The 25059-nt window shown below is 74.6% G+C and carries 23 protein-coding genes and 2 tRNA genes; 12 read left to right on the forward strand and 13 right to left on the reverse strand.

All coding sequences use genetic code 11. From position 1 onward, the window contains the following. The first annotated feature begins 263 nt into the window (after nucleotides 1–263). On the forward strand, nucleotides 264–1481 hold the full coding sequence (locus FSW04_RS21405; RefSeq protein ID WP_187368989.1) for an NAD(P)/FAD-dependent oxidoreductase: 1218 nt from the start codon (nucleotides 264–266) through the stop codon (nucleotides 1479–1481). 546 nt (nucleotides 1482–2027) lie between these two features. Here the strand turns inward: FSW04_RS21405 and FSW04_RS21415 are convergent. Beyond that, nucleotides 2028–2101 (reverse strand) — tRNA-Arg (locus FSW04_RS21415). Nucleotides 2102–2267: 166 nt separating this feature from the next. Here FSW04_RS21415 and FSW04_RS21420 point away from each other — a divergent pair. After that, complete coding sequence (locus FSW04_RS21420) at nucleotides 2268–2927, forward strand: aminoacyl-tRNA hydrolase (RefSeq protein ID WP_146922238.1); 660 nt, start codon at nucleotides 2268–2270, stop codon at nucleotides 2925–2927. Here FSW04_RS21420 and FSW04_RS21425 read toward each other — a convergent pair. Next, the gene (locus FSW04_RS21425; protein WP_146922239.1) at nucleotides 2914–3291 is read right to left on the reverse strand and encodes a GtrA family protein; all 378 of its coding nucleotides are present in this window, start codon (nucleotides 3289–3291) and stop codon (nucleotides 2914–2916) included. The genes FSW04_RS21420 and FSW04_RS21425 overlap by 14 nt on opposite strands. 56 nt (nucleotides 3292–3347) lie before the next feature. Here FSW04_RS21425 and FSW04_RS21430 point away from each other — a divergent pair, with 56 nt between their 5' ends. After that, nucleotides 3348–4256 carry a phytanoyl-CoA dioxygenase family protein gene (locus FSW04_RS21430; protein WP_187368991.1) on the forward strand — a complete coding sequence of 303 codons (909 nt, stop codon included), beginning with the start codon at nucleotides 3348–3350 and terminating at the stop codon, nucleotides 4254–4256. Here FSW04_RS21430 and FSW04_RS21435 read toward each other — a convergent pair. Beyond that, nucleotides 4234–5178: an NAD-dependent epimerase/dehydratase family protein gene (locus tag FSW04_RS21435; RefSeq protein WP_146922241.1), complete on the reverse strand. Its 945-nt coding sequence runs from the start codon at nucleotides 5176–5178 to the stop codon at nucleotides 4234–4236. The genes FSW04_RS21430 and FSW04_RS21435 overlap by 23 nt on opposite strands. Nucleotides 5179–5289: 111 nt before the next feature. Between FSW04_RS21435 and FSW04_RS21440 the strand changes: the two genes are divergently transcribed. Next, on the forward strand, nucleotides 5290–6210 hold the full coding sequence (locus FSW04_RS21440; RefSeq protein ID WP_146922242.1) for an RNA polymerase sigma-70 factor: 921 nt from the start codon (nucleotides 5290–5292) through the stop codon (nucleotides 6208–6210). A 6-nt stretch (nucleotides 6211–6216) separates the two neighbouring features. Here FSW04_RS21440 and FSW04_RS21445 read toward each other — a convergent pair whose 3' ends face one another. Together FSW04_RS21445 and FSW04_RS26470 are read right to left on the reverse strand one after the other, a co-directional pair. After that, the gene (locus FSW04_RS21445; RefSeq protein ID WP_146922243.1) at nucleotides 6217–6693 is read right to left on the reverse strand and encodes an EamA family transporter; all 477 of its coding nucleotides are present in this window, start codon (nucleotides 6691–6693) and stop codon (nucleotides 6217–6219) included. Between the two features lie 4 nt (nucleotides 6694–6697). Next, complete coding sequence (locus FSW04_RS26470) at nucleotides 6698–7114, reverse strand: EamA family transporter (protein WP_187368992.1); 417 nt, start codon at nucleotides 7112–7114, stop codon at nucleotides 6698–6700. A gap of 361 nt (nucleotides 7115–7475) precedes the next feature. Here FSW04_RS26470 and FSW04_RS21455 point away from each other — a divergent pair, with 361 nt between their 5' ends. Continuing rightward, on the forward strand, nucleotides 7476–9080 hold the full coding sequence (locus FSW04_RS21455) for a PKD domain-containing protein (RefSeq protein ID WP_146922245.1): 1605 nt from the start codon (nucleotides 7476–7478) through the stop codon (nucleotides 9078–9080). A gap of 70 nt (nucleotides 9081–9150) precedes the next feature. Beyond that, nucleotides 9151–9540, forward strand: coding sequence for a cupin domain-containing protein (locus FSW04_RS21460; protein WP_146922246.1), 390 nt, complete (start codon nucleotides 9151–9153; stop codon nucleotides 9538–9540). 158 nt (nucleotides 9541–9698) lie between these two features. Here the strand turns inward: FSW04_RS21460 and FSW04_RS21465 are convergent, their stop codons facing one another. Continuing rightward, nucleotides 9699–10676, reverse strand: coding sequence for an NAD-dependent epimerase/dehydratase family protein (locus tag FSW04_RS21465; protein ID WP_146922247.1), 978 nt, complete (start codon nucleotides 10674–10676; stop codon nucleotides 9699–9701). Between the two features lie 39 nt (nucleotides 10677–10715). Further along, the gene (locus FSW04_RS21470) at nucleotides 10716–11627 is read right to left on the reverse strand and encodes an alpha/beta hydrolase family esterase (protein WP_146922248.1); all 912 of its coding nucleotides are present in this window, start codon (nucleotides 11625–11627) and stop codon (nucleotides 10716–10718) included. A gap of 567 nt (nucleotides 11628–12194) precedes the next feature. On the opposite strand from FSW04_RS21470, the gene FSW04_RS21475 reads away from it, so the two are divergent. The 3 genes from FSW04_RS21475 to FSW04_RS28015 all read left to right on the forward strand — a co-directional run bounded on the left by FSW04_RS21475 (nucleotide 12195) and on the right by FSW04_RS28015 (nucleotide 15086). After that, entirely contained in the window at nucleotides 12195–12980 is a 786-nt protein-coding gene (locus FSW04_RS21475) for a hypothetical protein (protein ID WP_228430628.1), read from the forward strand. 184 nt (nucleotides 12981–13164) lie between these two features. Further along, nucleotides 13165–14637, forward strand: a complete 1473-nt coding sequence (locus tag FSW04_RS21480) for a potassium transporter Kup (RefSeq protein ID WP_267128260.1) — start codon at nucleotides 13165–13167, stop codon at nucleotides 14635–14637. Further along, nucleotides 14583–15086 (forward strand): KUP/HAK/KT family potassium transporter, encoded by a 504-nt coding sequence (locus tag FSW04_RS28015; protein WP_267128261.1) that lies wholly within the window; start codon nucleotides 14583–14585, stop codon nucleotides 15084–15086. Before FSW04_RS21480 ends, FSW04_RS28015 begins: the two co-directional genes overlap by 55 nt. A 9-nt stretch (nucleotides 15087–15095) precedes the next feature. Here FSW04_RS28015 and FSW04_RS21485 read toward each other — a convergent pair whose 3' ends face one another. Then, complete coding sequence (locus FSW04_RS21485; protein WP_187368993.1) at nucleotides 15096–15368, reverse strand: hypothetical protein; 273 nt, start codon at nucleotides 15366–15368, stop codon at nucleotides 15096–15098. Nucleotides 15369–15612: 244 nt separating this feature from the next. Between FSW04_RS21485 and FSW04_RS21490 the strand changes: the two genes are divergently transcribed. Both FSW04_RS21490 and FSW04_RS21495 read left to right on the forward strand, forming a co-directional pair. Then, the gene (locus tag FSW04_RS21490) at nucleotides 15613–16881 is read left to right on the forward strand and encodes a magnesium transporter MgtE N-terminal domain-containing protein (RefSeq protein WP_146922250.1); all 1269 of its coding nucleotides are present in this window, start codon (nucleotides 15613–15615) and stop codon (nucleotides 16879–16881) included. An 81-nt stretch (nucleotides 16882–16962) separates the two neighbouring features. Next, complete coding sequence (locus FSW04_RS21495) at nucleotides 16963–18276, forward strand: Nramp family divalent metal transporter (protein WP_146922251.1); 1314 nt, start codon at nucleotides 16963–16965, stop codon at nucleotides 18274–18276. A 346-nt stretch (nucleotides 18277–18622) separates the two neighbouring features. Here FSW04_RS21495 and FSW04_RS21500 read toward each other — a convergent pair whose 3' ends face one another. Then, on the reverse strand, nucleotides 18623–20362 hold the full coding sequence (locus tag FSW04_RS21500) for a GAF domain-containing sensor histidine kinase (RefSeq protein WP_187368994.1): 1740 nt from the start codon (nucleotides 20360–20362) through the stop codon (nucleotides 18623–18625). Nucleotides 20363–20670: 308 nt separating this feature from the next. Between FSW04_RS21500 and FSW04_RS21505 the strand changes: the two genes are divergently transcribed. After that, nucleotides 20671–20928, forward strand: a complete 258-nt coding sequence (locus tag FSW04_RS21505) for a hypothetical protein (protein ID WP_146922253.1) — start codon at nucleotides 20671–20673, stop codon at nucleotides 20926–20928. Nucleotides 20929–21119: 191 nt separating this feature from the next. Here the strand turns inward: FSW04_RS21505 and FSW04_RS21510 are convergent, their stop codons facing one another. The 4 genes from FSW04_RS21510 to FSW04_RS21525 form a co-directional block, all read right to left on the reverse strand. Beyond that, entirely contained in the window at nucleotides 21120–21671 is a 552-nt protein-coding gene (locus FSW04_RS21510) for a cupin domain-containing protein (RefSeq protein WP_146922254.1), read from the reverse strand. Beyond that, nucleotides 21668–22048, reverse strand: a complete 381-nt coding sequence (locus tag FSW04_RS21515; protein WP_187368995.1) for a cupin domain-containing protein — start codon at nucleotides 22046–22048, stop codon at nucleotides 21668–21670. Before FSW04_RS21515 ends, FSW04_RS21510 begins: the two co-directional genes overlap by 4 nt. A 96-nt stretch (nucleotides 22049–22144) precedes the next feature. Then, on the reverse strand, nucleotides 22145–24724 hold the full coding sequence (locus FSW04_RS21520) for an ATP-binding protein (RefSeq protein ID WP_146922256.1): 2580 nt from the start codon (nucleotides 24722–24724) through the stop codon (nucleotides 22145–22147). A 213-nt stretch (nucleotides 24725–24937) separates the two neighbouring features. Next, nucleotides 24938–25011, reverse strand: a tRNA-Pro gene (locus tag FSW04_RS21525). Nucleotides 25012–25059: the final 48 nt, after the last annotated feature.

The raw sequence follows: 25059 nt of genomic DNA on the forward strand, positions 1-25059 counted from the left end.
ATCGACAAGGCATCCGCCGACCCTACCGGCAGACCGCCGTCCGGTCTGCTGTCCAGAGGACCGGAATCCCCGCAGCCATCTTGACCAAACCCCGACCATCGACCAGTGACATCCGCCGACGGGCCCGGGAGCCGCCCGACGACCACCGCACCTCGAGCTGCAGGAGTCCTCTACGGAAGGGGCACCGTACAAAGGCCCGATGCGACGAGGATCCCTGGGGGGGAAGCTGAGAGTGTCTCTGTCGCGCCATGAAAGGACCGTCCGTGTCCGTTGCTGCCTCCAAGCGTGCCGTCGTCGCCGGATCCAGCTTCGCCGGGCTGACCGCGGCGCTCGAGCTGCGAAGGCGCCTGGACGCGACGCACGAGGTCGTCGTCCTGGATCCGCGCGCGGACTTCACGTTCATCCCGTCGCTGATCTGGCTGCCGTTCGGGCTGCGCGAGCCCGAGGACGTGACGTTCCCGCTGGCCCCGATGTACGCCAAGCAGGGCATCCGGTTCATCGACGAGGCGGCCGCGAGCTTCGACCTCGAAGCGCGCGCGCTGGTCACGAGTGGTGGGCAGGAGCTCGCGTACGACCGCCTGCTGCTGGCCACCGGCCCGCGCCTGGCCTTCGAGAAGATCCCGGGACTCGGTCCGGTCGGCGGATATACCCAATCGGTCTGCAACCTCGACCATGCGCTGCTGACCCGTGATGCCTGGAGCAGGTTCCTGGAGAACCCGGGGCCGGTCGTCGTCGGCACCGCCCAGGGCGGATCGTGCTTCGGCGCCTCCTACGAGTTCCTCCTCAACGCACACCACCGCATCAAGAAGGCCGGCCTGCTGGACGTTGCGCCGGTCACCTACATCACCGCCGAGCCGTTCCTGGGCCACTTCGGGCTCGGCGGCGTCTCCGACTCCCAGCGACGTGTCGAGAAGCTCTTCGACCAGCTCGGCATCGAGGGCATCCCCAACACCGTCATCACCGAGGTGCGCGACGGCGAGATCGAACTCGACGGCGGCCGCGTTCTTCCCTTCACCCTGTCGATGATCGTGCCACCCTTTACCGGCGTCGACGCCATCCGGAACACCGACGGACTCGGCAATCCGATGGGCTTCCTGCCCGTCGACGACGAGTTCCGCCACACCGAGATCGACACGGTCTACGGCGCTGGCGTCGACATCGCCATCGCTCCGCCGCAGCAGACACCCGTCCCGGCCGGCGTTCCCAAGACCGGACAGATGAGCGAGATCATGGCCAAGGTCGCCGCCCAGAACCTGGCCGCCGACCTGCAGGGCGGCGAGCGCCGCAGCCTGCCGATCGCCGAGATGGAGGCCATGTGCATCCTCGATGCCGGCAACGACGGCATCATCTTCAAGGCCGACCACGTGCTCGGCACCTCCGAGCACCCACACGTCATGAGCGGGCCCCAGGCGCACTGGGCAAAGGTCGCCTTCGAGAAGATCTTCCTCCAGACCCGCAAGCGCGGACACCTCGTCCTCTGAGCCGCGCCGCCGCAACGTGCAGTGGACGCCAGGCGCCCCACCACCAGGAGACCCGCCATCGCCCGTCACGTGAAGTCAGCGTCGACGAGGTCCAGGGCGGGGTGCAGCGGCCCGGGGAAGGCCGGTGTCGCTGCAGCGCTGATGAGATGTCCTGAACCGTCCAGTCCGGAACGAGGCGCGCGCCGAGCGCTGCGCGCTGCTGCTGCCCGAGCGCGTGACCCCGCACACGCTGCGCCGCATGTTCGCGTCGCTGTGCTTCTTCGCCGGGTGCGACCCGCGGTTCGTGATGAGCCGGCTCGGCCACGCAGACGCCCGCCGTGTATGCCCAGGCGATGGAGCGCCACGGCGTCGACCATGAGCTGGTCTGGCCGCTGATGCGCTCCCCGGAGGAGCCCGAGCGCCCGCCGAATGGCCCACGGGACGGCCGCCGCCCGGGGGCGTTGACCCACAGACGGGCCCAACGGGCCCCGATGCCCGTCTGACACGGGTGTGACATTGACCCCGTAGTGGTCGAAGAACCCTTACGGGATAAGGGGATTCGGGCAGCGCCCCCGGCAGGACTCGAACCTGCGACCCGCTGCTTAGAAGGCAGCCGCTCTATCCAGCTGAGCTACGGGGGCTCGGTCGGCATTGTGCCGTCCCCGGCGCGGCACACGCGTCGGCCGGACCCGGCGCCATCCTGCCACGGCGGCGAGAAGGTCGCCGACACGCCCCCCCCCCCCCCCCCCCCCCCCCCCCCCCGCTCGGCCGTCGCCGTTCTCGGCGACCTTCTAGCGTGGCGCCGCGGTGGACGACCCCTATCGCCTCTATCTCGTGGTGCGCCGCGGCGCCTTCGAGGACCTCGAGACCGGCGGCGTGCTGGCCGGCGCGGCCGCGGTGGCCTGCCTGGAGCGCTTCGGCGCCGATCCGGCGCACGCCGAGGCGGTCGCCGCCTGGCGCGCCCGGCCCGGCAAGGTGACGCTGCGGGCCCGCGGCGGCCAGTGGCCGCAGGTGCTCGACCTCCCCCACGCCCTGGCCGGCGACCCCGACGGCGCGGCGGTCGCGGCGCTGCCGCCGCGGCGGCGCTCCGAGCGCGGCGAGCTGCTCGAGCGCCTGCAGGCGATGTCCTCCGAGCTGGAGCCCGCCCCGGTGCTGGGCGACGGCGAGCCGCCGGCCGCCGCCGACGGCCGGCTGACCTACCTGGTCAACCCGGCGCTGGAGATGAGCTCGGGCAAGACGCTGGCCCAGATCGCCCACGCCGCGACGATGGCCGCCGCCCGCCCGGACCTGGCGGGCTGGGTCGCGGCGGGCTGCCCGGCGCGCGTCCGCGTCCCGGCGCCCGTGGTCTTCGCCGCGCTGTGCGGGGCCGGCGGCCTGGCCGCCGAGGTCCAGGACGCCGGGCTGACCGAGGTCGCGCCCGGAACGGTCACCGTGCTGGCCGTGGCGCCGGCGCTCAGGCCTTGCTGAAGACCCAGCGGCGCCCGACGAGGTAGGTCGCGGCGGGCGTGACCGGCAGCAGCACGAGCTGGGCGAGGATCTTGTCGGCGCCCAGGCCGTCGACGGCGATCGCGAGCAACAGCAGGTTCAGCCCCGTGGCCAGCGCCTGGGCGGCCAGCCAGCCCAGCCAGCCGCGGACCGACGGCGCGCCGCCCTTGAAGGTCCAGTGCTCGTGCAGCCAGTAGCCCAGCGACGCCGAGAGCACGAAGGCGAGGAAGGACGAGAGCAGGTAGGGGACGCCGATGAGCACCCCGCCCGCGTACAGCCCGAAGTAGGTGGCGGCGTTGAAGCCGCCCACCAGGCCGAAGCGCAGGAGCTCGTGGTAGCGCGCCACCGCGCAAGGTGTACCTCGTCGCGGGGCCCGGGCGTCGCGCGACTATGGTTGGAGCGATGCGCGAAGCGTGGGACCAGGACGGGTTCGTGGTGCTCGCGGGCGTCGTGGACGGCGACGCGATCGCGGCCTACGACCGCGAGCTGCAGGAGGTGCGCGACCGGCTGCTGGTCCGTGCGCCGGGGGCCGGCCACCCGTCGCTGGCCACCCGCACCGACGCGCCGGACGCGGGGCCCGTGGATCCCTACGCCCTGTCGGCCGCGGCGCGCGCGGTCCTCGTCCCCGATCGCGTCGTCCTCGCGCTGGCCGAGCTGCTGGGAGCGGCGCCGCTGCTCGTCGACGCCGTGGGAAGCGAGGCGGGGGCGCCGGATCCCGGCCCCTACCGCGACCCGACCTACGTGTCGGTCTCCGAGCCCGAGGCGCTCGCCGGGCTGGTGGTCGCCCTCGGGCCGGCCTCCGTGATCTGCCACGCGGGCTCGCACCGGCTGCCGGCCGAGCGCTTCAGCGGCCGCTACCGCCATCACAATGCCGAGCGCGACGGCCCGCAGGCCCTCGCGGACCACCGCGCGGGCCTCGCCGCCGCCCTGCAGGAGGCGGGCGACGCCGTGCAACGCCGGACCGTCGCGCTGGAGCCCGGCGACGTGCTGCTCTGGCGGGCCGACCTGGCGCACGAGGCCGTCGAGGGCCGGGCGCTGGTCGCCCACGCCATTCCCGAGCACGCCGAGCCGGGCTGGTTCGCCTACCGTCCCCAGCGCGCCGGGCGCGTGGCCTACGGCGAGGCCTGGCTGGCCTCCCAGCACTACGACCTCGCCGACGCCGTCGAGCCCGTCGGCCCCGGCCCGGACACCGGCGCCGTCGAGGCCGCGTTCGCCCAGCATGAGGAGGGCCGCAGCGGCTCGGCGGCCGCCCGCCGCCGCGGCGGCCTGGTCGACAGCGTCCGCGGGCTCATGGGCCGCCGCGGGCGCTGAGCCCCTCCCGCCAGCTCGGGTACCGCGGGGCCCACTCCAGCTCGCGCCGGGCCAGCGCGTTGGACGCACCGCGCACCCGCGTCATCAGCGACACCCCGACCTCCCCGGCCGCCAGGCGCCCGATCCACCGCGGCACCCTCCGCGGCTCGGGCGCGCCGAGGAGCCGCGCGACCTCGGGCAGCCACACCGCCACGGGCGCCGGGTCGTCGTCGACGACGTTGTAGACCCCGGGCGCGCCGTGGTCCAGCGCGCGCACGGCGGCGCCCGCCGCGTCGTCGACGTGGGTGAACGACCACACGCCGGCCCCCGAGCCGACGACCGGCATCCGCCGGCGGACGATGAGCGCGGCGAGGTCGGCGCCGGGCTCCAGCGAGGTCCCGGGGCCGTAGAGCGCGCCGTAGCGCAGCACGACGCCCTCGATTCCCCGGGCGCCGGCGACGGAGCGCTCGAGCTCGCGGATCGCCGCCAGCGTGCGGCGCTGGGCGCGCGGAGGCGCGTCGTCGAGCGCGGCGCGTTCGTCCTTGACGGGGCCGCCGACCTTCGCGAACGGCCAGCCCGCGTAGCTCTGGGCGATGATCCGCCGCGCCCCCGCGTCGCGCGCGGCGTCCAGCAGGTGGCGGGTGCCCTCCGTGCGCAGCCGGTTGGTCTGCGCGAACGTGGCGTCGAAGCGCCGGAAGTCCGCCGCGCCGCGCAGCGCCGTGAGGTGGTGGACGACGACCTCGGGCTCGGCGCCCAGCACGGCGCCGCGCACCGCGTCGCGGTCCAGGCCGTCGGCCACCACCGGCAGCGCGCCGGCCTCGCGCAGCGCGCCGGCCTTCGCCGCCGTCCGCGTCATCGCCACCACCTCGTGGCCGTCGTCGATCAGCATCGGCAGCATCCGCGCGCCGACGGCTCCGGTGGCGCCCGCCAGGAAGATCCGCATCGTCGTCCGCTCCTCGTCTCGTGGGGTGTCACCGGCCCTGACGGTGCGCCACCCTGTCCTGTGACACCCCACGTCGTGTCACACGTCCCCGCCCTGCCCCGTCCTGTGGCCATGAGCGACCCCGACACCGTCCTGACCGAGCTGCACCCGCAGCTGCGGCCCCTGGCCTTCGCCATCGCCTACCGGATGCTCGGCAGCGTGGCCGAGGCCGAGGACGTCGTGCAGGAGGCGATGCTGCGGCTGCACCGCGAGCTGCGGGCCGGCACCGCGATCGAGTCCCCGAAGGCCTACGTGTCGGCGATCACCACGCGGCTGGCCATCGACGCACTGCGCTCGGCGCGCCGGCGCCGCGAGGCCTACGCCGGGCCCTGGCTGCCCGAGCCCGTCGTCACCGACGCCGCCGGCGACGTGGCCGGCTCGGCCGAGCTGGCCGACTCGCTGTCCATGGCGTTCCTCGTGGTCCTCGAGCGGCTGAGCCCGGTGCAGCGCGCCGTGTTCCTGCTGCACGACGTCTTCGACTACGGCTACGACGAGGTCGCCGCCATCGTCGGCAAGAGCGCGGGCAACTGCCGCCAGATCGCGGTGCGCGCCCGGCGCCGGATCGCCGACGAGCGCCCGCGCTTCGAGCCCTCGCGCGCGGCGCGCGACGACCTCGCCGACCGCTTCTTCGCCGCCGCCGGGCAGGGCGACCTCGAGGGCCTGATCGCCCTGCTGGCCGCCGACGCGGTGTTCACCGGCGACGGCGGTGGCAACGCCACCGCGTTCCCCCGGCCGATCGACGGCCGCGACCGGGTCGCGCGGCTGCTGGTCGGCATCTTCCGCAAGGGCGCCGCGATCGGCGCGCGACTGGAGCCCGCGCAGGTCAACGGCCAGCCGGGCGGCCTGGTCCGCGACGCCGGCGGCGCGCTGGTCAACACGCTGGTGCTCGACATCGCCGACGGGCTCGTCGTCGGCGTGCGGTCCCAGATCAACCCCGAGAAGCTCGCCCACCTCGGGCCGGTCTCGGACCTCGCGCGGCGCCGGGCGCGCTGAGCGCGGTCAGAGCGTCGTGATCACCACGACTCCGCCGACGACCAGCGCGACGCCGAACGCCCTGGCCAGCGACAGCCGCTCGCCGAGGAAGATCGCCGAGAAGATGAGCGTCACGGCCGGGTAGGCGGCCGAGATCGGCACGACCTTGCTGGCCTGGCCCGTGTCCAGCGCGATGTAGAGCGCGACGAGGCCGCCGATGGCCAGCACCGCCGAGGCGATCGCCCAGGCCGTCGCGACGCTCGGCTTCGGCCGCACGATGCCGGTGGCCAGGAAGTAGGCGACCACGAAGGAGTAGCCCACGCCGGACCAGAAGATCAGGTCCTCCCACTTGAGGTGCTTGAGGGCGAGCTTGCTCGTCACCCCCAGGCCGCCCAGCGCCACGACGTAGATCATCGTCGGCACGAGCCAGGCGGCCGTGGTCGCGCGCGCGGGCGCCGCAGGCTCGGCCGGCACGGCGTCGGGGGCAGGTGTGGTCGAGGTCATCGGGTCACTCCGCGGTGGTGAGGACGGCCACGCCTCCGACGACGAGCGCGACACCGAGCAGCTTGGCGACGGTGACGGCCTCCGACAGGAAGATCGCGGCCAGGAACAGGGTGACGGCCGGGTAGGCCGCCGAGATCGGGACGACCTTGCCGGCCTCGCCGGTCGACAAGGCCACGAAGAACATGAACAGGGCGATGATGACCGCCGCCGCTCCCAGCGCCGCCCACCCGCTGCCGTCGGTCCACTGCACCGACGTCTTGCCGATGATGAGCATCACGATCACGAGCATCACGTAGCCCAGCCCCGACCAGAAGATGAGGTGCTGCCACTTCAGGTCGCGCAGGGCGTACTTGCTCGTGATCCCCAGTCCACCGTTGGCGAAGATGTAGATCACGGTGGGGATGAGCCACTTGGCGGTCACCGCTGCGACCCTACGCCTGTGCCGATGGTCACAGACTGGCGGAACCACTAGGACCGCCGGTCCATGTCCGACCAGCCGCCCCGCCGTGACGGGCCGCACGGCACGGACTGGCGGAACTGGCCGTCGCGCCGGGCGTAGGCTCGCGCCGCCGGTCGCCCGGGGGTCCGCCTTTCTCTCGTCATCTCGAGGTGGGCCCCCGGGAGCCGCGTGCCGCACGGCTCTGCGGTCACCGGCCTGACGCCCATCCTGGTCGTTCGGGAGTGCGGAACTGGACGGATGTTGGGGTCGGCCGCCGGTACCGTCGCGCCAGCCGCCAGCCTCCAGGCGGAAGACGCCACGAGACGAGATTCGAGGACGCACGATGCGCCGGATCGCCGTTGCCCTGCTGCTCAGCTGCATCGCCTGCGTGACCGCGGGCACCTCGATCGCCTCCGCGGCCGGGGAGGTGGTGATGGCCGCCGGGGACGTCGCCTGCAACAGCGCGGGCATCACCACCCCCGGCGCCTGCAGCCAGCGCTACACCGCCGGGCTGGCCCTCACCCAGCAGCGGACGCGCCTTGACGCGCTCCTGGCCCCGGGCGACCTCCAGTACGACTCGGGCACGCTGTCGGCGTTCAAGAGCTGGTTCGGCACGAGCTGGGGCGTCCCGGCCCTGCGCGGCGTGCTGCGCCCGGCGCCGGGCAACCACGAGTACCAGACCTCCGGCGCCGCGGGCTACTTCGACTACTTCGCCTCGATCGGCATCAACGTCGGCGCGCGAGGCCAGGGCTGGTACAGCTTCGACGTCGGGTCCTGGCACTTCATCGCGCTCAACTCCTCCAACAATTGCACGCCGGTGTCGTGCGCGGCGGGGTCGCCCCAGGAGACCTGGCTGCGCGCCGACCTGGCGGCCACGAGCAAGCCGTGCATCGGGGCGTTCTGGCACCACCCCCTGAGCAGCGCGCCCAAGATGAAGGACCTGTGGCAGGACCTCATGGACGCGAGCGCCGACATCGTGGTCGACGGCCACGTCCACGGCTACAAGGACCTCGCGCCCCACGACGCCAGCGGCCACGCCAGCCCGGCGGGCATGCGCGAGTTCGTCGCCGGCAGCGGCGGCAAGAGCAGCGGCGTCTACGGGCTGCTCAAGCTCACGCTGGGCACCAACGGGGCCGACTACCGCTTCGTCGGCTCGGGCGCGAGCGACTCGGGCTCGCTGACCTGCCACGGCGCCGTCCAGCCGCCCAGCGGCCCGACGGCGGCCTTCACCTCGTCGACCTCCGGGCTGCAGGCGACGTTCACCGACGGCTCGACCGTCACCGCCCCGGCGACCTACGCCTGGACCTTTGGCGACGGGACCTCGAGCACGCAGCGCGACCCCGTCCACCTCTACGGCGCCGACGGCACCTACCCGGTGACGCTCACGGTCACCGATCCCAACGGCACCGACACCGTCACCAGGTCCGTCGCCGTCGCGGCCGGCGGTGGAACCGGCCAGACGCTCGGCGTCCTGCTGGCCGACGTGAAGGCCAACTCGGGCTCGCCGACCAAGAACTACGGCGCCGACCCGACCATCCGGGTGCGCGCGGGCACCTACCAGTCCTACCTGCGCTTCAGCGTGAGCGGGCTGGCCGGACCGGTCACCGGCGCAACGCTCAGGCTCAAGGCCGTCACCCAGTCGACCAAGGACGGCGGCGACGTCTACCACATCGGCGGCACGCTGGCCGACGGGCTCACGCCGTGGACGGAGAGCAACGTGACCTGGGCGACGATGCCCTCGTTCACCGGCGCGGCCAAGCTCGGCTCCGTCGGGCCCGTCGACCCCTCGGTCGCGGGCGGCATCGTGTCGGTGACGCTGGATCCCGCCGCGTTCGCCGGCGGCGACGGCACCTACGACCTGGGCCTGAAGAGCGCGACGACCACGAGCGCCTACTACGCGAGCAAGGAGGCGGGCGCGGGCGCCCAGCTCGTGCTCACCACGGGCTGAGCGCGCCGCTCGCGGCGGGTTAGGGTGGGCCGCGCAGGCCTCGTCCACCCCCCGCCCCAGGAGCGCGCCCATGTCCCGTCACGCCACGATCAACCTGATGGACGTCGAGGACTCGGTCGGCGCGCGCGTCGAGGGTCTCGAGGGCCGCTTCGCCCGCAAGCACCTCGACTCCACCGAGCTCGGCGTCAGCCTCTTCCGCTATGCGCCCGACCTCCGCAGCCCGTTCGCCCACAGCCACCGCGAGCAGGAGGAGGCCTACGTCGTCGTGGCCGGCAGCGGCCGGGTCCTGCTCGACGGCGAGGTGCAGGAGCTGCGCCAGTGGGACGTCCTGCGCGTCGCGCCCGAGGTCGTGCGGGCCTTCGAGGCCGGCCCCGACGGCCTGGACGTCATCGCGATCGGCGGCACGAAGCCCGCCGACGGCGACGGCGTGATGGGCGAGGCGACCTGGCCCGACGCCTGAGCTCAGCCGGTGTGGGCCGGGCGCCGCGCGGCCTGCGCGAGCTCGCGCAGGCGCAGCGGCGGCACGAGCAGCGTGGCCGCGATCACCACGACCACGACCGCCCCCGGCGGGCGTGCCGCGGGACGGGATCGGCGCCGACGCCGCGGTCGGGCGGCCGCTCAGCGGGTGGTGTAGGGCCCGGTCGTCTCGGCGTGGTAGCCCTTGGCGCCCACCGCCAGGGCCAGCTCGCTGCGGGGATCCCCGCCGGCGGCCAGGCGGTCCAGCGCGCGGCGGAAGTCGTGGCGCGGGCGCCAGCCGAGCTCGGCGCGCGCCCGCGCGTTGTCGTAGACGCGCTCGATGGACGGGAACATCCGCCAGCCCCGCTCGCGGTACAGGGCCTCCTGGTCGGCGAACAGGCGCGCCACCACCGCGGGGGCATCCTCACGCAGCTCGGCCACGTCCTGCGGGGAGAACGGCGTCGTGGCGCTGATGATGTAGCGGCCGAAGTCCAGCGGGCCGGCGCGCTCGAGCGCGACGCGGTGGGCGGCCACGACGTCCTCGAGGTCGACGCGGCGATAGAGCAGCTCGTTGACCTTGAGGTTGAGGTCGTCGTAGGCCGCCCGCACGTCGTCGCGGTCGTCGGCCTCGGGGAAGAACCGCGACGTGCGCAGGATCACGACGGGCAGCCCGTGGTCGCGGTGCACGAGCTCGCACAGGCCCTCGGCGGAGGTCTTCGTCACCCCGTAGACGTTGCGCGGCACCGGGACGACGTCCTCGGTGATCCACGCGGCGGGCTCGCCCTCGCCCGGCGTCAGCGCCCGCCCGAACGCGCTCGTGGTCGACGTGAACACGAAGGCCCCGACCCCCGCGCCGACCGCCTCCTCGAGGAGGTTCAGCGTCCCCGTGACGTTGACGTCGACGAACCGGGCGCGCGCGTGGGAGCCGACGTGGGGCTTGTGCAGCGTCGCGGTGTGCAGCACCGCGTCGGCGCCGGCGACGTGGCGGGCGACCGTGTCGCGGTCGGTGATCGAGCCGACGGCCGTGGTGCAGGGCCCCTCGAGGACGTCGAGGCCGGTGACGTCATGGCCCTCGGCGCCCAGGACGCGCACGAGCGCCTCGCCGAGGTGGCCGGAGCTGCCGGTGACGAGGATCCGCATGGGCCAGGGATAGCACCCCGGCCCGCCGGAGCGAGGGCGTCAGCCGCCCGACCGGCGGAACGCCGACAGGAACTCCCAGGTGCGCCGCGTGGAGGCGAACCCCCTGACGTCGTCGAGGTCGTTCTCGCCGGGCCACCCGTGGTCGGCGTCGTCGATGCGGTCGTGCTGGACGACGACCCCGGCGCGGCAGGCGGCCCAGCGCAGCTCGGTCACGCCGGGGTGCGGCGACGAGCTGCGCGCGCGGCCGGCGCAGCCGTCCAGGCGCCGCCACTGGGCGAGGAACGCGGGCACCGCGCCGGCGCCCGCGGGGCCCGACCCGGCGTAGGGCACGACGTGGTCGGCGCCCCCGTGGATCTCCAGGATCGGCACGGGCCGCGCGGGGCGGCAGTCGGGCAGCGACTTGTAGCCGCCGGCGACGGGCGCCGCCGCGGCGATGAGGTCGGAGGCGTCGCAGGCCAGCCGGGCACTCATCCCGCCGCCGTTGGAGACGCCGGTGACGCCGACGCGGGCGGGATCGGCGCAGGCCGCGGCCACCGCCGCGGCGATGACCTTGCGCAGGTAGGCCACGTCGTCGGGCTTGCCGGGCAGCGACCCCGAGATGTTCCACGACGGCCGCGCGCCCGTGGCCGTCGGGTAGGCCACGGAGAAGCCGTCGCGGTCGGCCAGGGCCGAGTAGTTCGTGTACGACGCGAAGTCGTGGGCGGTCTGGCCCGAGCCGGGCAGCCCGAGGACCAGCGGCGCGCCCGGGCGCGTCCTGCGGCCCACGTGCAGGACGACCGCGATGCGCCCGTCGATCGGCGCCAGCCGATGCGAGCCGGCGGGCAGGGGCGTGCAGCCCGCGGCCGCGGTCGCGCGGGCGCGCAGCGGCGGCGAGGAGGCGGTGCCTGCGGCCACGGCCAGGGAGGCGATCCCGACGAAGACGCCGACGATCGCGAGCAGCAGTCGGCGCACTCAGCTCGTGATGGGACGGTCGACCGGCAGGCGGACCGGGCGATGGCGGATCGCGGTCACGGCGCGACAGGATGGCGCATCGGCCGGTCGGCCGCACTCACCCGGCCGGGGGAGCCTGCGGTCCGGAACCCGGGGCGATGGTCACCAGCGCGGCGCCGGCGGCGGGCAGCGCGAGCCGCAGGCGCCCGTGCAGGCACCGTCGGGGCCCACGGCCTGCCCGGCGAACGTGACGCGGCTGCTGGTCCGGGACGGGTTGATCGCCACGAGCCGCACGGTGTGCGGGGGCAGCGGCCGCGGCGCGGGACCACGCGGCCGGCCTGGACGGTCAGCACGCTGACCTCAGAGACCTGCGGCGGCCCATCGCGCCCCGCGGCGGCCACGATGCCGCCGGCCGCGCCGAGCAGGACGAGCGCCGAGGCGGTCGCGGCCGTGCGGCGGGTGACGAGCACCGCCCTCATGCCGGGCAGCCTCGCCGCCGGCCCTCGCCGCCGGCCTCAGGCGATCTTGGCGTTGGATCGGGTCCTGCCCGCCCGGGGCGCCCGGGCGGGATGCTTTCCTGTCGCGGTGATGACCAGCCACGCGATCGCCGGAGCGCTGATCAGCGTCGACCCGTTCGGCGACCGCTCGCGCGGCGGGTCGGGCTCGGCGTTCCTGGTCCTCGCCGCGTTCGTGGTCTCGTTCATGGCCATCCGCACGAGCGCGCGGCTCACGCGCCACGTGTCGTGGTGGCCGGGGGCCGTGCGCACCGGCGACATCCACATCCATCACCTGGTGTGGGGCATCTTCCTCATGATGCTCTCGGGCTTCCTGGCGTTCGCCACCACGCCCGGCGCGCCGTGGTGGCACCTCATCGCGATCGGGTTCGGGGTGGGCGCGGGCTTCACCATGGACGAGTTCGCGCTCTGGGTGCACCTCGAGGACGTCTACTGGGAGCAGCAGGGACGCCGGTCGGTCGACGCGGCCATCATCGCCGTGGCGTTCGCCGGGCTCGTCGTGCTCGGCACGACGCCCTTCGGCCTGGACGACCCCGCCTCGATCACCGAGACGGCGGTCGTGGTCTGCGTCGTGCTCGCGCTGGCGCTCGTGTGCTTCATGAAGGGCCGCATCCTGCTGGGCGTGCTCGGGCTCTTCGTGCCGGTCTTCGCGATCGCCGGCGCCGTGCGCCTCGCACGCCCCACGTCGCCGTGGGCGCGCCGGCGCTACACGGCCGGGCGCCTGGCCCGGGCCCACGCGCGCTTCGACGCCGACCGCCCCGCCGCGCGCTGGGGCCGGCGCCTGGCCGACGCGCTGGTGGGCGCGCCGACCGACCGCGAGGTCCGGCCACCGGCGCGCGAGGACCCGCCCGCGCCCTGAGCGGGAGCCCGCGCCCGCGGCACCGGCGACCGACCTGTTCGAGGCGCTGCGCGCGACGCTGGCCGACCTCGGCGAGGGCGAGGCCGAGGGCGAGAGCAAGGCCGAGGGCAAGGCCGAGGCCGGCGCCCGCTGAAGGCCGCCCGGGATCCGCGCTCCCGGGCTGCGGCCTATGCTGCCGCGCGACATGGCCGAAGCGTCCAAGGCGGGGCACCTGCGTCACCCCGGCTCCGCCGCGCTGGCGCTCGGCGCGCTGGGCGTCGTGTTCGGCGACATCGGGACCAGCCCGCTCTACGCGCTGCAGGCGGTCTTCGCGGCCGACCACGGGGCGGTCAAGGCGACCCAGGGCGACGTCTACGGGATCATCTCGCTCGTCGTCTGGTCGATCACGCTGATCGTCTCGGTCAAGTTCGTGACGTTCATCATGCGCGCCGACAACGACGGCGAGGGCGGCATCATGGCGCTCGTCGCGCTCATCCGGCGCGTGCGGCTGGACCGGCCCGTCATCAAGGCCGCGCTCGTCGCCGCCGGCCTGTTCGGGGTCGCGCTGTTCTACGGCGACGGCATGATCACCCCGGCCATCTCGGTGCTCTCGGCCGTCGAGGGCATCAAGGTCGCGGCGCCGAGCCTCTCGTCGGTCGTGCTGCCCGTCACCCTGGCCGTGCTCGTCGGGCTGTTCCTCCTGCAGCGCTACGGCACGGAGACGATCGGACGGCTCTTCGGCCCGGTGATGGTGCTCTGGTTCGCCGCGCTGGCCGCGGCCGGGGTCGCCGAGCTCGCGGTCCACCCCCAGATCCTCCGGGCGTTCTCCCCGCACTACGCCGTGGACTTCTTCGCCGCCCACCCGGGCATCGCGTTCGTCTCGCTCGGCTCCGTCGTGCTGACGGTCACCGGCTCCGAGGCGCTGTACGCCGACATGGGGCACTTCGGCCGCAAGCCGATCAGCCGGGCATGGTTCTGGGTGGTGTTCCCAGCGTTGATCATCAACTACATGGGCCAGGGCTCCCTGATCCTCCAGGACCCGGGCGCGATCACCAACCCGTTCTACCTGCTGCTCCCTGACTGGGCCCGGGTGCCGATGATCGCGCTGGCGACGCTGGCCACCCTCATCGCCTCCCAGGCCGTGATCTCCGGCGCATTCTCGGTGACCCGGCAGGCCGTGCAGCTCGGGTTCCTTCCGCGGCTGAACATCCGCCACACGTCCGACGCGACGATCGGGCAGGTCTACGTGCCCGCGGTCAACTGGGCGCTGTTCGCGGCGGTCCTCGCGCTCGTCATCGGGTTCGGGTCCTCGGCGCGGCTGGCCACGGCCTACGGCATCGCGGTGACGGGCACGCTGCTCATCGACTCGATCCTGTTCCTCGTCGTCGCGCGGCTGCTGTGGGGCCGGCCGCGCTGGGCCATCGCGGCCGGCGTGCTGGCCTTCGTCACCGTCGACGTGCTGTTCCTCGCCGCCAACGTGACGAAGATCCTCCACGGGGGCTGGTTCCCCCTGCTCGTCGGCGCGGCGGTCTTCACCGCGCTGTCGACGTGGGACCGAGGCCGCGAGGCCGTCACCGCCGCCCGCATCGCGGCCGAGGGCCGCTGCTGGACTTCGTCGAGCACATGCACAACCGGTTCCCGCCGATCACCCGCCTGCAGGGCGTCGCGGTCTACCTGAACCCGAGCCGCGACACGACCCCGATCGCGCTGCGCGTCGGGGTCGAGCAGATCCACGGCATCCCCGAGAAGGTCGTCATCCTCACGATCGAGACGGCCAACACGCCGCACGTGCCCGAGGAGGAGCGGCTGCACACCGACGGCCTCGGCTACGACGACGACGGCTACAGCCACATCACCCTGCGCTTCGGCTACCAGGACCGCCTCGACGTCCCGGCCGAGCTGGCCCGCCGGCGCCGGGGCGGGCGGACGCGCGAGGCCCACTTCAACCCGTACCACGCGACGTACTTCCTGTCGCACATCACGATCGTCGCCGACCGCCCGCACGGCATGCCGCGCTGGCGCAAGCGGCTCTTCGTCGCGATGGCGCGCAACGCGGCCAGCCCCGCGGACTACTTCAACCTGCCGCCCGAGCGCGTCGTCACGCTCGGATCCCAGATCCACATCTGATCCGGCGCGTCAGCGCAGCCCGAGGCGCCGCTGCAGGTCCTCGACGGCCTCGTCGAGCGCGGGGCCGCCGAGGTAGAGCGGCCCGGCGCCGTCGGTGAGCAGCGCGTGCACGACGTCCAGGCCGTCGGAGGGCAGCTGACGCGCCGAGCGCAGCACGCCGGCGACGGCGAGCAGGTCGGGCGCATGGGCCCGGACCCGATCGCGCGCCACGGGGATGCGGCAGGAGAGGCGGGGCCGCCCGTCGGCGTCGCCCACGGCCTGCTCCAGTCCGGCGGCCAGCATACGGCGCCGCCGGGTCGCTCGGGACGGGGTGTGGGGGTGCAGCACCATGATGTCCTCAGGATCGCCCCGGTCCCGTGCGGGCCGCGTCGAGGTTGGGCGTGGCCGCGTACAGATCCCGTACCGATGCGGTGGTACGGCGCGCCCTGATGCGTCCGAACCCCACGACGGCGCCTCGCGCCGGTCGCGCTCCCGACGCACCGCGGGTGCCGGCTCCCACGGCGCGTCCGCCATCTAGGCTTGGCGCATGCCGGCCGCCACGGCACCGGTCCTGCATCTCTCGCTCGTCGTCGGCAGCGCGCTGGTCGACGCCGACGGGGACCGCCTGGGTCGCGTGGAGGACCTCATCGTGCGGCTCGGCGACGCGGGCTACCCGCCGATCACGGGCTTGATGGTGTCGGTCGCCGGGCGCCTGTCCTACGTCGCCGCCGAGGCGGTGGCCGACATCGCCGACGGCGCCGTCACCCTGCGCACGGCCAAGCTCGACCTCGGGCGCTTCGAGCGCCGGCCCGAGGAGGTCCTGCTCAAGGAGGACGTGCTCGATCACCAGCTCATCAACGTCGACGGCGCCCGGCTCGTGCGCGCGAACGAGATCGAGCTGGCGCGGGTCGAGGGCTGGTGGCGGGTGGTCGGTGTCGACGTCGGCCCTCGCGGCGGGCTGCGCCGTCTGCTGCCCAGGCCCGTCGGCCGTCACGTCGCGCCCGGGGGGTTCCTGGACTGGGCGAGCGTGGAGCCGTTCGTCGGCCACGTGCCCAGCGTCCGGCTGCGCGTCCCCCACCCCAAGCTGGCGCGGCTGCACCCCGCCCAGATCGCCGACCTCGTCGAGGCCGCCTCGCACCACGAGGGCGAGGAGATCATGCTGGCCGTCGGGGCCGGGGACAGCGAGCTCGAGGCCGACGTCTTCGAGGAGCTCGACGAGCAGCACCAGCGCGAGTTCCTGCAGGAGCGCTCGGACGCCGACGTCGCCGCGGTGCTGGCCCGGATGGCCCCCGACGACGCGGCCGACGTCGTCGCCGAGCTCGACGACGACCGGCGCGAGGGGGTCCTGGCCCTGCTGCCCGCCTCGCCGCGGACCAAGATCCGCACGCTGCTGGGGTTCGACCGCGCGCAGGCCGGCGGGCTGATGAGCACGGAGTTCATCTGCGTCTACCACCAGGCGACGACCGCGGAGGTGCTGGACCGCGTCCGCCGCGGCGACGTCGCCGACGACCTGCTGACCTCGGTCTTCGTGATGGACACCCATCGCCGGCTCGAGGGCAGCGTGCCCGTCACCGCGCTCGTCCGCGCCGACGGCGACGTGCCGGTGGCCCAGCTCCTGCGCCCGGGCACGCCGCACCTCGTGGCCGATGCCGACCTCGAGGAGGTCGCCCGCCTCATGGCCGACTTCAACCTCACCTCGGTCGCGGTCGTCGACGACCGCGAGCAGATGATCGGCGTCATCACCGTCGACGACGTGCTGAAGACGCTGCTGCCCAAGGGCTGGCGCCGGCGGTTCGGGCTGCTCGGCGACGAGTGATCCCGGCGGCCGACCGGCGCAGCGCGCCGGGACCCGCGCGTACACTCGCCCACGGCATGATCATGATGAACGGACACCTCGATGCGGGCCCGAGTACCACCCGCACTCGGTCGTGTCCGCTCGGCGCTGCTCGGTGGCCGGCCGCGGCTCCGCGGGCGCGCCTCCGCACGTCCTGACCGCCTTCTGGGGCTCCTCGGCCTCCTCGGACCGGGCCTCATCGCCGCCAACGCCGGCAACGACGCCGGCGGCATCGCCACCTACTCGCAGGTCGGCGCCCGCTACGGCTACGGGCTGTTGTGGATGATGGTGGTGATCACGGTCTCGCTGGCCGTCGTGCAGTCCATGGCCGCGCGCATGGGCGCGGTGACCGGCAAGGGCCTGGCCGAGCTCATCCGCGAGAACTACGGCATCCGCTGGTCGGCCTTCGCCACCGCCGCCGTCCTCGTCGCCAACCTGGGCATCTGCGTCTCGGACTTCGTGGGCGTCGGCGCCGCGCTGGACCTCGCCGGGATCCCCGCGCAGCTCACGGTGCCCGTCGCCGCCGCCGGCATCTGGCTCATCATCGTGCGCGGCTCCTACCGCGCGGCCGAGCGGATCTTCATCTGGCTCACGATCCCGTTCTTCGCCTACCCGGTCGCCGCGATCCTCGCCCGGCCGAGCTGGGGAGACGTCGGCCATGCGGTCGTCGCCCCCCACCTGCAGATGAGCAGCGGCTACCTGCTGCTCTTCGTGGCGACCGCGGGCACGACGATCACCCCGTACATGCAGCTCTACCTGCAGTCGGCGACCGCCGAGCGCGGCGTCCGCGCCGAGGACCTCAAGAAGGAGACCCGCGAGGCCGTCTCGGGCGCCGTCTTCGCCGACCTCGTCGCCGGCTTCATCATCATCGCCACCGGCGCCACGCTGTTCACCCACGGCATCCATGGCGTGGACTCCGCCTCCCAGGCCGCCAAGGCCCTGGCCCCGTTCGCCGGCCGGTACGCCGAGGCGCTCTTCGGCGTCGGCCTGCTCGGCGCGAGCCTGCTGGCGGCCGCGATCCTGCCCATCGCGACGAGCTACGTCGTCAGCGAGGCGCTGGGCTTCGAGAAGGGCCTGGGACGCCGGCCGCGCGAGGCGCCGGTGTTCGTCGGCGTCATCACCGCGATGATCGCCGTCGCCACCATCGTGGCCGTCGTGCCCGGGATCCCCGTCATCGCGCTGCTCATCGGCGTGCAGGTCGTCAACGGCGTGCTGCTGCCCATCAACCTGTTCTTCATCTGGCGCCTGGCGCGCAGCACCCGGCTCATGGGCGAGCACCGCAACCGCGGCGTCGTCGACCTGATCACCGCCGCGACGGTGCTGTTCACCGGGAGCCTGTCGATCGTCCTCGTCGCGGTCACCGTGCTCGGCCTGTGACCTCGAGGCGCCCGGGGGCCTCGTCGAGCGTGCCGCGGGCGGGGAGCGGGAGCGTCGCGGTGACGGTCGTCCGTCGCCCGGCCGCGTGTCGATGCGGAGCGCACCGAGAGCGCGGAACACCCGCACACGGGACCCGTGGGAGTCCACGATGCGCCGGCCTCACGCCGTCGGGAGGCTTGGGCCGACTCGCTGCTGTCCCGGCCGCCTCGGACCGGCGGCAGGGAGGGGTCGACCCGGCCGGCGAGCGATGGCCCTCGACCGCCCGGTCCCCGAACGGGCCTGGGCCTCTCCTCATCACCGCGACCTGCGGGCGGACGTCAGGCGGCGCGCTCATGCGGCGCCGGGCTCACCGGATGCGGACGGGAAGCGTTGCGGTGACGGTGGTACCATGGCCCGGCTGCGCGTCGATCTCGAGCGTTCCCCCGAGAAGCTCGACGCGCTCGCGGATGCCCAGCATCCCGAAGCCGTCGGTCGGGGCGGCGAGGTCGAAGCCGACGCCGTCGTCGCACACCACGACGGAGATCGCCGTCTCGGTCGCTGAGACGACGACCACGATCCGGCCGCCATTGCCGTGCTTGGCGGCGTTGGTGAGCGACTCCTGGACGATGCGGTATACGGCGGTCTCCAGCTCGGTGGCGTGATGGGCGGCCAAGCCGTCGTGATCCCGTGCGAGATCGACGGTGACCTCCACGGCCACGCCCCCGGCACGGATCCGTTCGGCGAGGTCTTCGATGGCGGCCGCGGGCCCGAACTCGTCGAGGGTCGCGGGGCGCAGCTCGGTGATCAGCGTGCGAAGGGCCACGATCTGGCGGTCGAGCTGCCCGACGACGTCGCCGACGACCTCGACCAGGCGGTCCTCGCCGCCCGGGCGCATGCCGGCCTCCAGCGCCAGCCGCACGGCGCCGAGCGCCTGCAGCGTGTCGTCGTGCAGCTCGCGCGCCCAGCGTGCCTTCTCCTGCTCGATGATCGCCAGGCGCTGGCTGCGGCGATCGGCCTCGATCGTCTGCGCCGTCGCCACCGCGACCGCGGCGCTGGAGGCGAACGACTCGAGCAGCATCTGGTCCTCGTCGGTGAAGTCCGGTCCGCCTTCGAGGCGGTCGAGGCAGACCAGGACGCCGTGGCCGCGCCCGTGGAAGACCATCGGCACGACCAGGCCCGCGGACGCCTCGAGCCCCAGGCGGCCGGCGCCGTGGCGCTCGAACCGCAGGAGGGTGGGTCCCTCCAGCCGCTGGGTCTCCCCGGAGCTCAGCGCGGTCGCAGCCACCGTGCCCGCCACCGGCAGACGTCGCCCCACGATCCCGGGGGGCAGCTCGCCGGCACCGGCGGCCACCTCGAGCTCGCCGCGATGCTCGAGCTCGATGAGCACCGCACGCGCGCGGGCCAGGGCGCGACCGCGCTTGGCGATGAGCCGGAGGATCGCGCCGAGGTCCGTGTGGCCACCTACGGCGCGCGTGATCTGGGTCGTGGCGTCCAGCACGGCCACGAGCTGCGCCAGCTCGTCGCGCTGTGCCTCCGAGGCCGCGATGCGGCGGGCGTGATCGATCGCGACGCCGGCCAGATCGGAGAGCAGGACCAGCGAGCGCTCGTCCTGCTCGCTGAACTCGGCGGCACCCACCTTGTCGGTCAGGTACAGGTTGCCGAACGGCACGCCCCGCACCCGGACCGGGACGCCCAGGAACGACGTCATCGGCGGATGGCCGGCAGCAAAGCCGTAGGAACGCGGATGGGCGCCGACCTCGGGCAGGCGCAACGGCCGTGGATCGGCGATCAACTCGCCCAGCACACCGCGGCCGACGGGCGGGCTGCCGATCCCGTGCCGCTGGGCGTCGTCGAGACCCAGGGTGACGAAGCGCGCCAGCGCGGTGCGGTCCTCGTTCAGGACGCCGAGCGCGGCGTACCGCGCGCCGGTCAGCTCCTGGGAGGCGACGAGGACCTGGTGCAGCACCGCACCCAGGTCGAGCTCGTCCAGCACGCTGCACGCGAGCTCGAGGATGCTGTCGGTCGTGCGATGTGCTGAGGCCGGCCCGGAGACCTGATCGCGTTGACCGCCGTCGCCCCGCGCCGGCATCGGGTGCTGCTCAGGCATGAACCTCGCTCTCGGTGCCCATCTCCATCTCGATGAGCCCAGCCCGCGTCGCATGTCCCCGGACGGCACCCATCAGCCGTCCGCCCCGCCGCCCCGAACGGGACGCCGACGCCGTTCAGACGCTAACACCGGTCCGCAGACGAACGCAAGATGCGACGAGCACCGACGGCCGAAGAGGGCACCGGCCGATCGCAACGCGACGCCCGGACTCGCCGGACGGGCGTGGCACCGGACTCCGCACTCTTCCGCACCACCGACCGGCAATCCGCCCGGATGACCACGGATCCCCCTCCGCCTACGGTCGACGGGTGGCCGTCCGCCCCCCCTCACACGAACGCTCTCCCCGTCATCGCCCGGTCCTGCCGGTGCCGGGCGGCGGCTACGTCACCGACGGGGTCCGCCTGTTCCGGGTCGTCACCCCGCTCGCCCCCGAACTCGGCATCCACAGCGCCGTCCTCGAAGACTGCGCCACCCTGCGGTGGCGGACCTATGAGGGAAGCGAGCTCCATCGCCTGCGGCTGCGCACCGTCCGTCCTCAGCAGGCGGCGACCGAGCCGGGGTCCTAGCCACCGCGCGGCCCGCGCCCTCTGCCGTGCCTGCGTCAGCGCGCAGTTGACGCAAGTCCACAGGCCGTCTGCGGGCCGTGCTCTGCCCGTTCTCATGCAGCTCGCGGCCGGCTGGCGGCCTGACCGTCACCGCGCGGCGCCGAGGGGTCGCGCGGCCGGCGGGCTGCGGGCGGGCGCCGTCGGCTTCCTGGTCATGGGCGCGCTGCCGGCGGCGGCGCCGGCCCGTGGCGCACCACGCCGAGCTCGCGCTCGACGGCGGCGAGGCGCTCGGCCTCCACGCGCGGCCCGTCGGGCGGAGGCGGCAGCCACGGCCAGCGGGCCGGCTCGGCGAGCGCGCGGATGTAGTCATCGATCCCGGCCGGCGTCGAGATGAACACCACGTGCGCCGTGTCGGACTCGACGCGGAACGTGTGGGGCGTGCCGGCCGCCGCGAACACCGCGGTGCCGGGACCGCAGCGGCGAGCGCGCTGCTGCAGCCACGCCGGGCGGCCGGCGGTGTCGGTCGCCAGCTCTGGCTCGACGATCCAGGCCGTGAGCTCGCCGTCGAGGACGTAGGCGGTCTCGTCCTGCGGGTGGGAGTGCAGCGGCGGGGCCGCGCCGTGCGGCAGCACAGCCTCCCACAGCGCGAGCCGGCCGCCGGTGTGCTCGCCGTCGAGCTTGGGCCGGGCGAGCGTCCCGAGGAACCAGAGCGGCGCGCCGCCGTGGGTCACGACGCCCGCCGGCGAGGGCGCGGTCGCGGTCATGCGCCCGCCGCCAGCCGGAAGCCCTCGGGGCGCTCGTATGCGCCGCTCGGCGCGCAGCCGATCGCGAGGATCCGCACGCCGTCGGGGCCCGGGTCGAGCCGGCGGCGGCTGCGCGGGCCGACGCGCAGCAGGTCGCCCGGGCCGACCGGCACGCGCTCGCCGTCGACCGTGAACTTCGCCGAGCCACCCAGGACGGCGTAGACCTCCTCCTGGCCGTCGGCCGCATGGTCGTGCTCGGGGTAGCCGTCGAAGCCCGCCGGGAAGTCGAGCACCTGCAGGCCGAACGACTCGACCCCGAGCTCCGCGGCGGCGAGCTTCACGGCCCCGCCGTGGATCGACGCCAGCTCCTCTGTGCGCCGCAGCGCATACCCGTCCATCGCCGTCCTCCTGTTCGTTGCCGGACGGCCCGACGGTACGGCGGGACCGCGGGCCGCGGCATCGGCCAGGCGGCCCATCTTGGCGCGGACGCAGGCCTATCTTGGCGCGAGCAGGCCCCGCTCGCGGGCCTGCTGCACCGCGTCGCGGCGATCGACCGTGCCGAGCTTGCCCAGGATCGCCGCCACGTGGTGAGCCGCGGTGCGCTCGGAGATGTGCAGCGCCGCCGCGATCCCGGGATTCGTCGATCCCGTCGCCAGCTGCTCGAGGACCTCCTGCTCGCGGCGGGTCAGCCCGGCCGGATGGGCACGCGTCGACGGCCGCGGGCCGCGGGGGACTCGGGACCCCAGCGCGGCGCGCTCCCGCCCGAACGCGCGCGCGGCGGCGTCCGCACCCAGCCGATGCAGCAGCCCGACGGCCTCGCGCGCCGCGCGGTCGTCGCCCGGCAGCGCCGCCAGCGCCGCCTCGTAGGGCGCCGACGCCCTGCGCCACGCCGCGACCGCGCGCCGCCAGTCACCGGCCAGCTCGAGCGCGACGGCGTCCGGGGCGCCGCCGGGCACCTCGGACGCCATCCCGAGCCGCGCCGCCCACAGGGCAAGGTCGCCCGCCGGCCGCGCGAACCACCGCGCGGCGGGCGCCGCCCGGGCGGCGGCGAGGAGGCGCCGCGCCGCGTCGTGGTCGCCCTCGATCCATGCGGCCTCGATCCGGAGCGCCTGAATCGCCACGTGGCGCGAGCCTTCGGAGACGTCGCGCAGGTCCTGCCAGGCATGGTCGAGCCGCTCTCGCGCGCCGAGCTCGCCGCGGCGTACGGCCACGATCGCGACCATCGCGCGGGCCATGGGGACCTCGGCGGCCAGGGCGCGGTCGGGCAGCGTCGCGATGGCGAGCGCCTCGTCCCAGCGGCCCCGGTCGAGCAGACTGCGCGCGCGGTAGAGCTCGACGACGTTGCGCGGGATCGTCGCCTGGTGCTCGTCGAGGACGGCGGCCGCCTCCCGGGTGGCGTCGTCGACGAGCGCGTGCTGCCGCAGCATGACGGCGACGTACACGCGGTTGACGCAGCAGCGCACCGTCGGGATCGGTAGCCCCGCGGCACGGGCGTCGCGCAGCGCGGCGACCAGCGCGGCCCCGGCGGCGGGGTCGCCGAGGTGCCCGCGCGCGAGGCCGAGGCTGACCTCGAGATCGATCCGGGTGGCCTCGAGCCCGGCAGCCGTCGCGGCGGCAAGGGCCCGCGATCCCTCCGTGAGCGCGGCGGCCGGATCGAAGGCGGTGGCCAGCATCCGGATGTGGGTGGCGTGCGCGCGGCCGAGCGCCGCCCGATCCGGCGTCTGCTCGAGCACGGCGACGGCGTGCTCGGCCGCCGCCCGTGCCTCGGTCACACGGTCCAGCGACCACAGCGGCCCGGCCAGGGCGACGAGCGCGCGCCCCTCGCGCACCGGGTCGCCCAGGCGCCGTGCGAGCGCCACGGCCTCCTCGGCGGGAGCAAGCGGCTCGTCGAGCTCGGCACTCGCGAAGTTCGCCGTGCGCGACGCTTGCAGCAGCAGCTCAAAACGATCGGGGTCGCTCAGCGAACGTCCGAGGCGCAGGGCGCGCTGGGCCTGCAGGCCGGCCTCCCGCAGCGCGCTCACGCGCTCGGCCTCGTCGGCCGCGATCACCGCATGCCGGCAGGCCGCGTCGACCATGCCCGCCAGCTCGGCGTGGTGGGCGAGCCGCGCGTGGTCGTCCGTCTCCGGCATGCCCTCGAGCGCCGCCACGACCCGCCCGTGCAACTCGGTGCGCCGGTGGGCCGGGATCGAGCTCTCGATCGCGGCGCGCACGAGCTCGTGGCGGAAGCCGAGGGTCGCGCCGTCGTGGACCAGCACGCCGCGCGCCAGAGCCTCGCCCAGGCCCGCTCCGCTGCCCGGCGCGACCGCTTCGAGCGTCCCGGGTGCGACGCGCTGGCCGATCACCGCGGCGGCCTCGACGACGTCGCGTGCCCGGCCGCTGAGCCGGCCGGCACGAGCCAGCGTGGCGTCGCGGACGGAGGCGGGCATCTCCTCGCCCGCGGCGATCACCTCGGTGACGAGGAACGGGTTGCCGCCGGTGATCCTCGCGAGCCGTACGGGATCGATCCCCGCCGGTGCGGCGAGCGCCCGGACGGCCGTCTCGCTGAGCGGCCCCAGCCGCATCCGTCGCACGGCGGGGGCGGTGACGAGGTCGCCGAGCAGCTGCTCGAGCTGGGGGTTGGCGCCGACCTCGTCATCGCGGTAGGTCACGATGACGGCGACCCGGCTGTGCTCGACGCGCCGCGCCAGCAGCCGCACCACGTCGAGCGTCGTCGGGTCGGCCCAGTGGGCGTCCTCGATCACGGCGACCACGGGCGCCACGCGGGCCAGCGCCCCGAGCAGCGCGGAGGTCAGCCGCAGCCGATCCTGGGTCTCCAGCGCGAGGAGGTCGAACCCGCCGGACGCCTCGGCCAGCTCGCGCAGCGGGGCCAGCGGGATGGGCACCGACAGCGGCTCGCACGCGCCGACGAGCGCGCGCACGCCGCCGGCGCGGGCGCCGAGCACTCGGACCAGCGACGTCTTGCCGATGCCCGCCTCGCCGCCGACGAGGACGAGGCGCCCCCGGTCGCGGTCAAGGTCGGCGACGACCGCGTCGAGCGCCGCCAGCTCATCCGCACGCTCGAGCAGCCCGCTCATCGGTGCAGAGCATCCCACGAGCCGCCGCGAGGTTGGCGGCGTTCGCCGGACATCCCGACGACGCTGCGCCCTCGGCGCGCGATGGCCAGGATCGCCGAGCGCGTCTGCGCGGTCGGACCCGGCCACTGGCAAGCGGTGCTCGCTCGACACCGGCCCGCTCGATGCGCCGCCCGAGGAACGAGAACGAGCCTGATCGCCAGGCTCGCTCTCCAGTCGGGGCGGCCGGATTTGAACCGGCGACCCCCTGCTCCCAAAGCAGGTGCGCTACCAGGCTGCGCCACGCCCCGTCTGCGTGCGGAGTCTAGTCGCCGCCCCCGGACGGTCCGGCGGCTGAC

It is taken from the genome of Baekduia soli (assembly GCF_007970665.1).
Classification (GTDB): domain Bacteria; phylum Actinomycetota; class Thermoleophilia; order Solirubrobacterales; family Solirubrobacteraceae; genus Baekduia; species Baekduia soli.

Bases quoted from the DNA above. Each gene is read 5' to 3' on its own strand.
- FSW04_RS21495 (WP_146922251.1), top strand. From the start codon at position 16,963: ATGCGGGCCCGAGTACCACCCGCACTCGGTCGTGTCCGCTCGGCGCTG.
- FSW04_RS21465 (WP_146922247.1), bottom strand. From the start codon at position 10,676: ATGCGGATCCTCGTCACCGGCAGCTCCGGCCACCTCGGCGAGGCGCTC.
- FSW04_RS21440 (WP_146922242.1), top strand. From the start codon at position 5,290: ATGAGCGACCCCGACACCGTCCTGACCGAGCTGCACCCGCAGCTGCGG.
- FSW04_RS21475 (WP_228430628.1), top strand. From the start codon at position 12,195: ATGACCAGCCACGCGATCGCCGGAGCGCTGATCAGCGTCGACCCGTTC.
- FSW04_RS21480 (WP_267128260.1), top strand. From the start codon at position 13,165: ATGGCCGAAGCGTCCAAGGCGGGGCACCTGCGTCACCCCGGCTCCGCC.
- FSW04_RS21460 (WP_146922246.1), top strand. From the start codon at position 9,151: ATGTCCCGTCACGCCACGATCAACCTGATGGACGTCGAGGACTCGGTC.
- FSW04_RS21445 (WP_146922243.1), bottom strand. From the start codon at position 6,693: ATGACCTCGACCACACCTGCCCCCGACGCCGTGCCGGCCGAGCCTGCG.
- FSW04_RS21485 (WP_187368993.1), bottom strand. From the start codon at position 15,368: ATGCTGGCCGCCGGACTGGAGCAGGCCGTGGGCGACGCCGACGGGCGG.
- FSW04_RS21520 (WP_146922256.1), bottom strand. From the start codon at position 24,724: ATGAGCGGGCTGCTCGAGCGTGCGGATGAGCTGGCGGCGCTCGACGCG.
- FSW04_RS21500 (WP_187368994.1), bottom strand. From the start codon at position 20,362: ATGCCTGAGCAGCACCCGATGCCGGCGCGGGGCGACGGCGGTCAACGC.
- FSW04_RS28015 (WP_267128261.1), top strand. From the start codon at position 14,583: ATGCACAACCGGTTCCCGCCGATCACCCGCCTGCAGGGCGTCGCGGTC.
- FSW04_RS21490 (WP_146922250.1), top strand. From the start codon at position 15,613: ATGCCGGCCGCCACGGCACCGGTCCTGCATCTCTCGCTCGTCGTCGGC.
- FSW04_RS21510 (WP_146922254.1), bottom strand. From the start codon at position 21,671: ATGACCGCGACCGCGCCCTCGCCGGCGGGCGTCGTGACCCACGGCGGC.
- FSW04_RS21455 (WP_146922245.1), top strand. From the start codon at position 7,476: ATGCGCCGGATCGCCGTTGCCCTGCTGCTCAGCTGCATCGCCTGCGTG.
- FSW04_RS21435 (WP_146922241.1), bottom strand. From the start codon at position 5,178: ATGCGGATCTTCCTGGCGGGCGCCACCGGAGCCGTCGGCGCGCGGATG.
- FSW04_RS21515 (WP_187368995.1), bottom strand. From the start codon at position 22,048: ATGGACGGGTATGCGCTGCGGCGCACAGAGGAGCTGGCGTCGATCCAC.
- FSW04_RS21430 (WP_187368991.1), top strand. From the start codon at position 3,348: ATGCGCGAAGCGTGGGACCAGGACGGGTTCGTGGTGCTCGCGGGCGTC.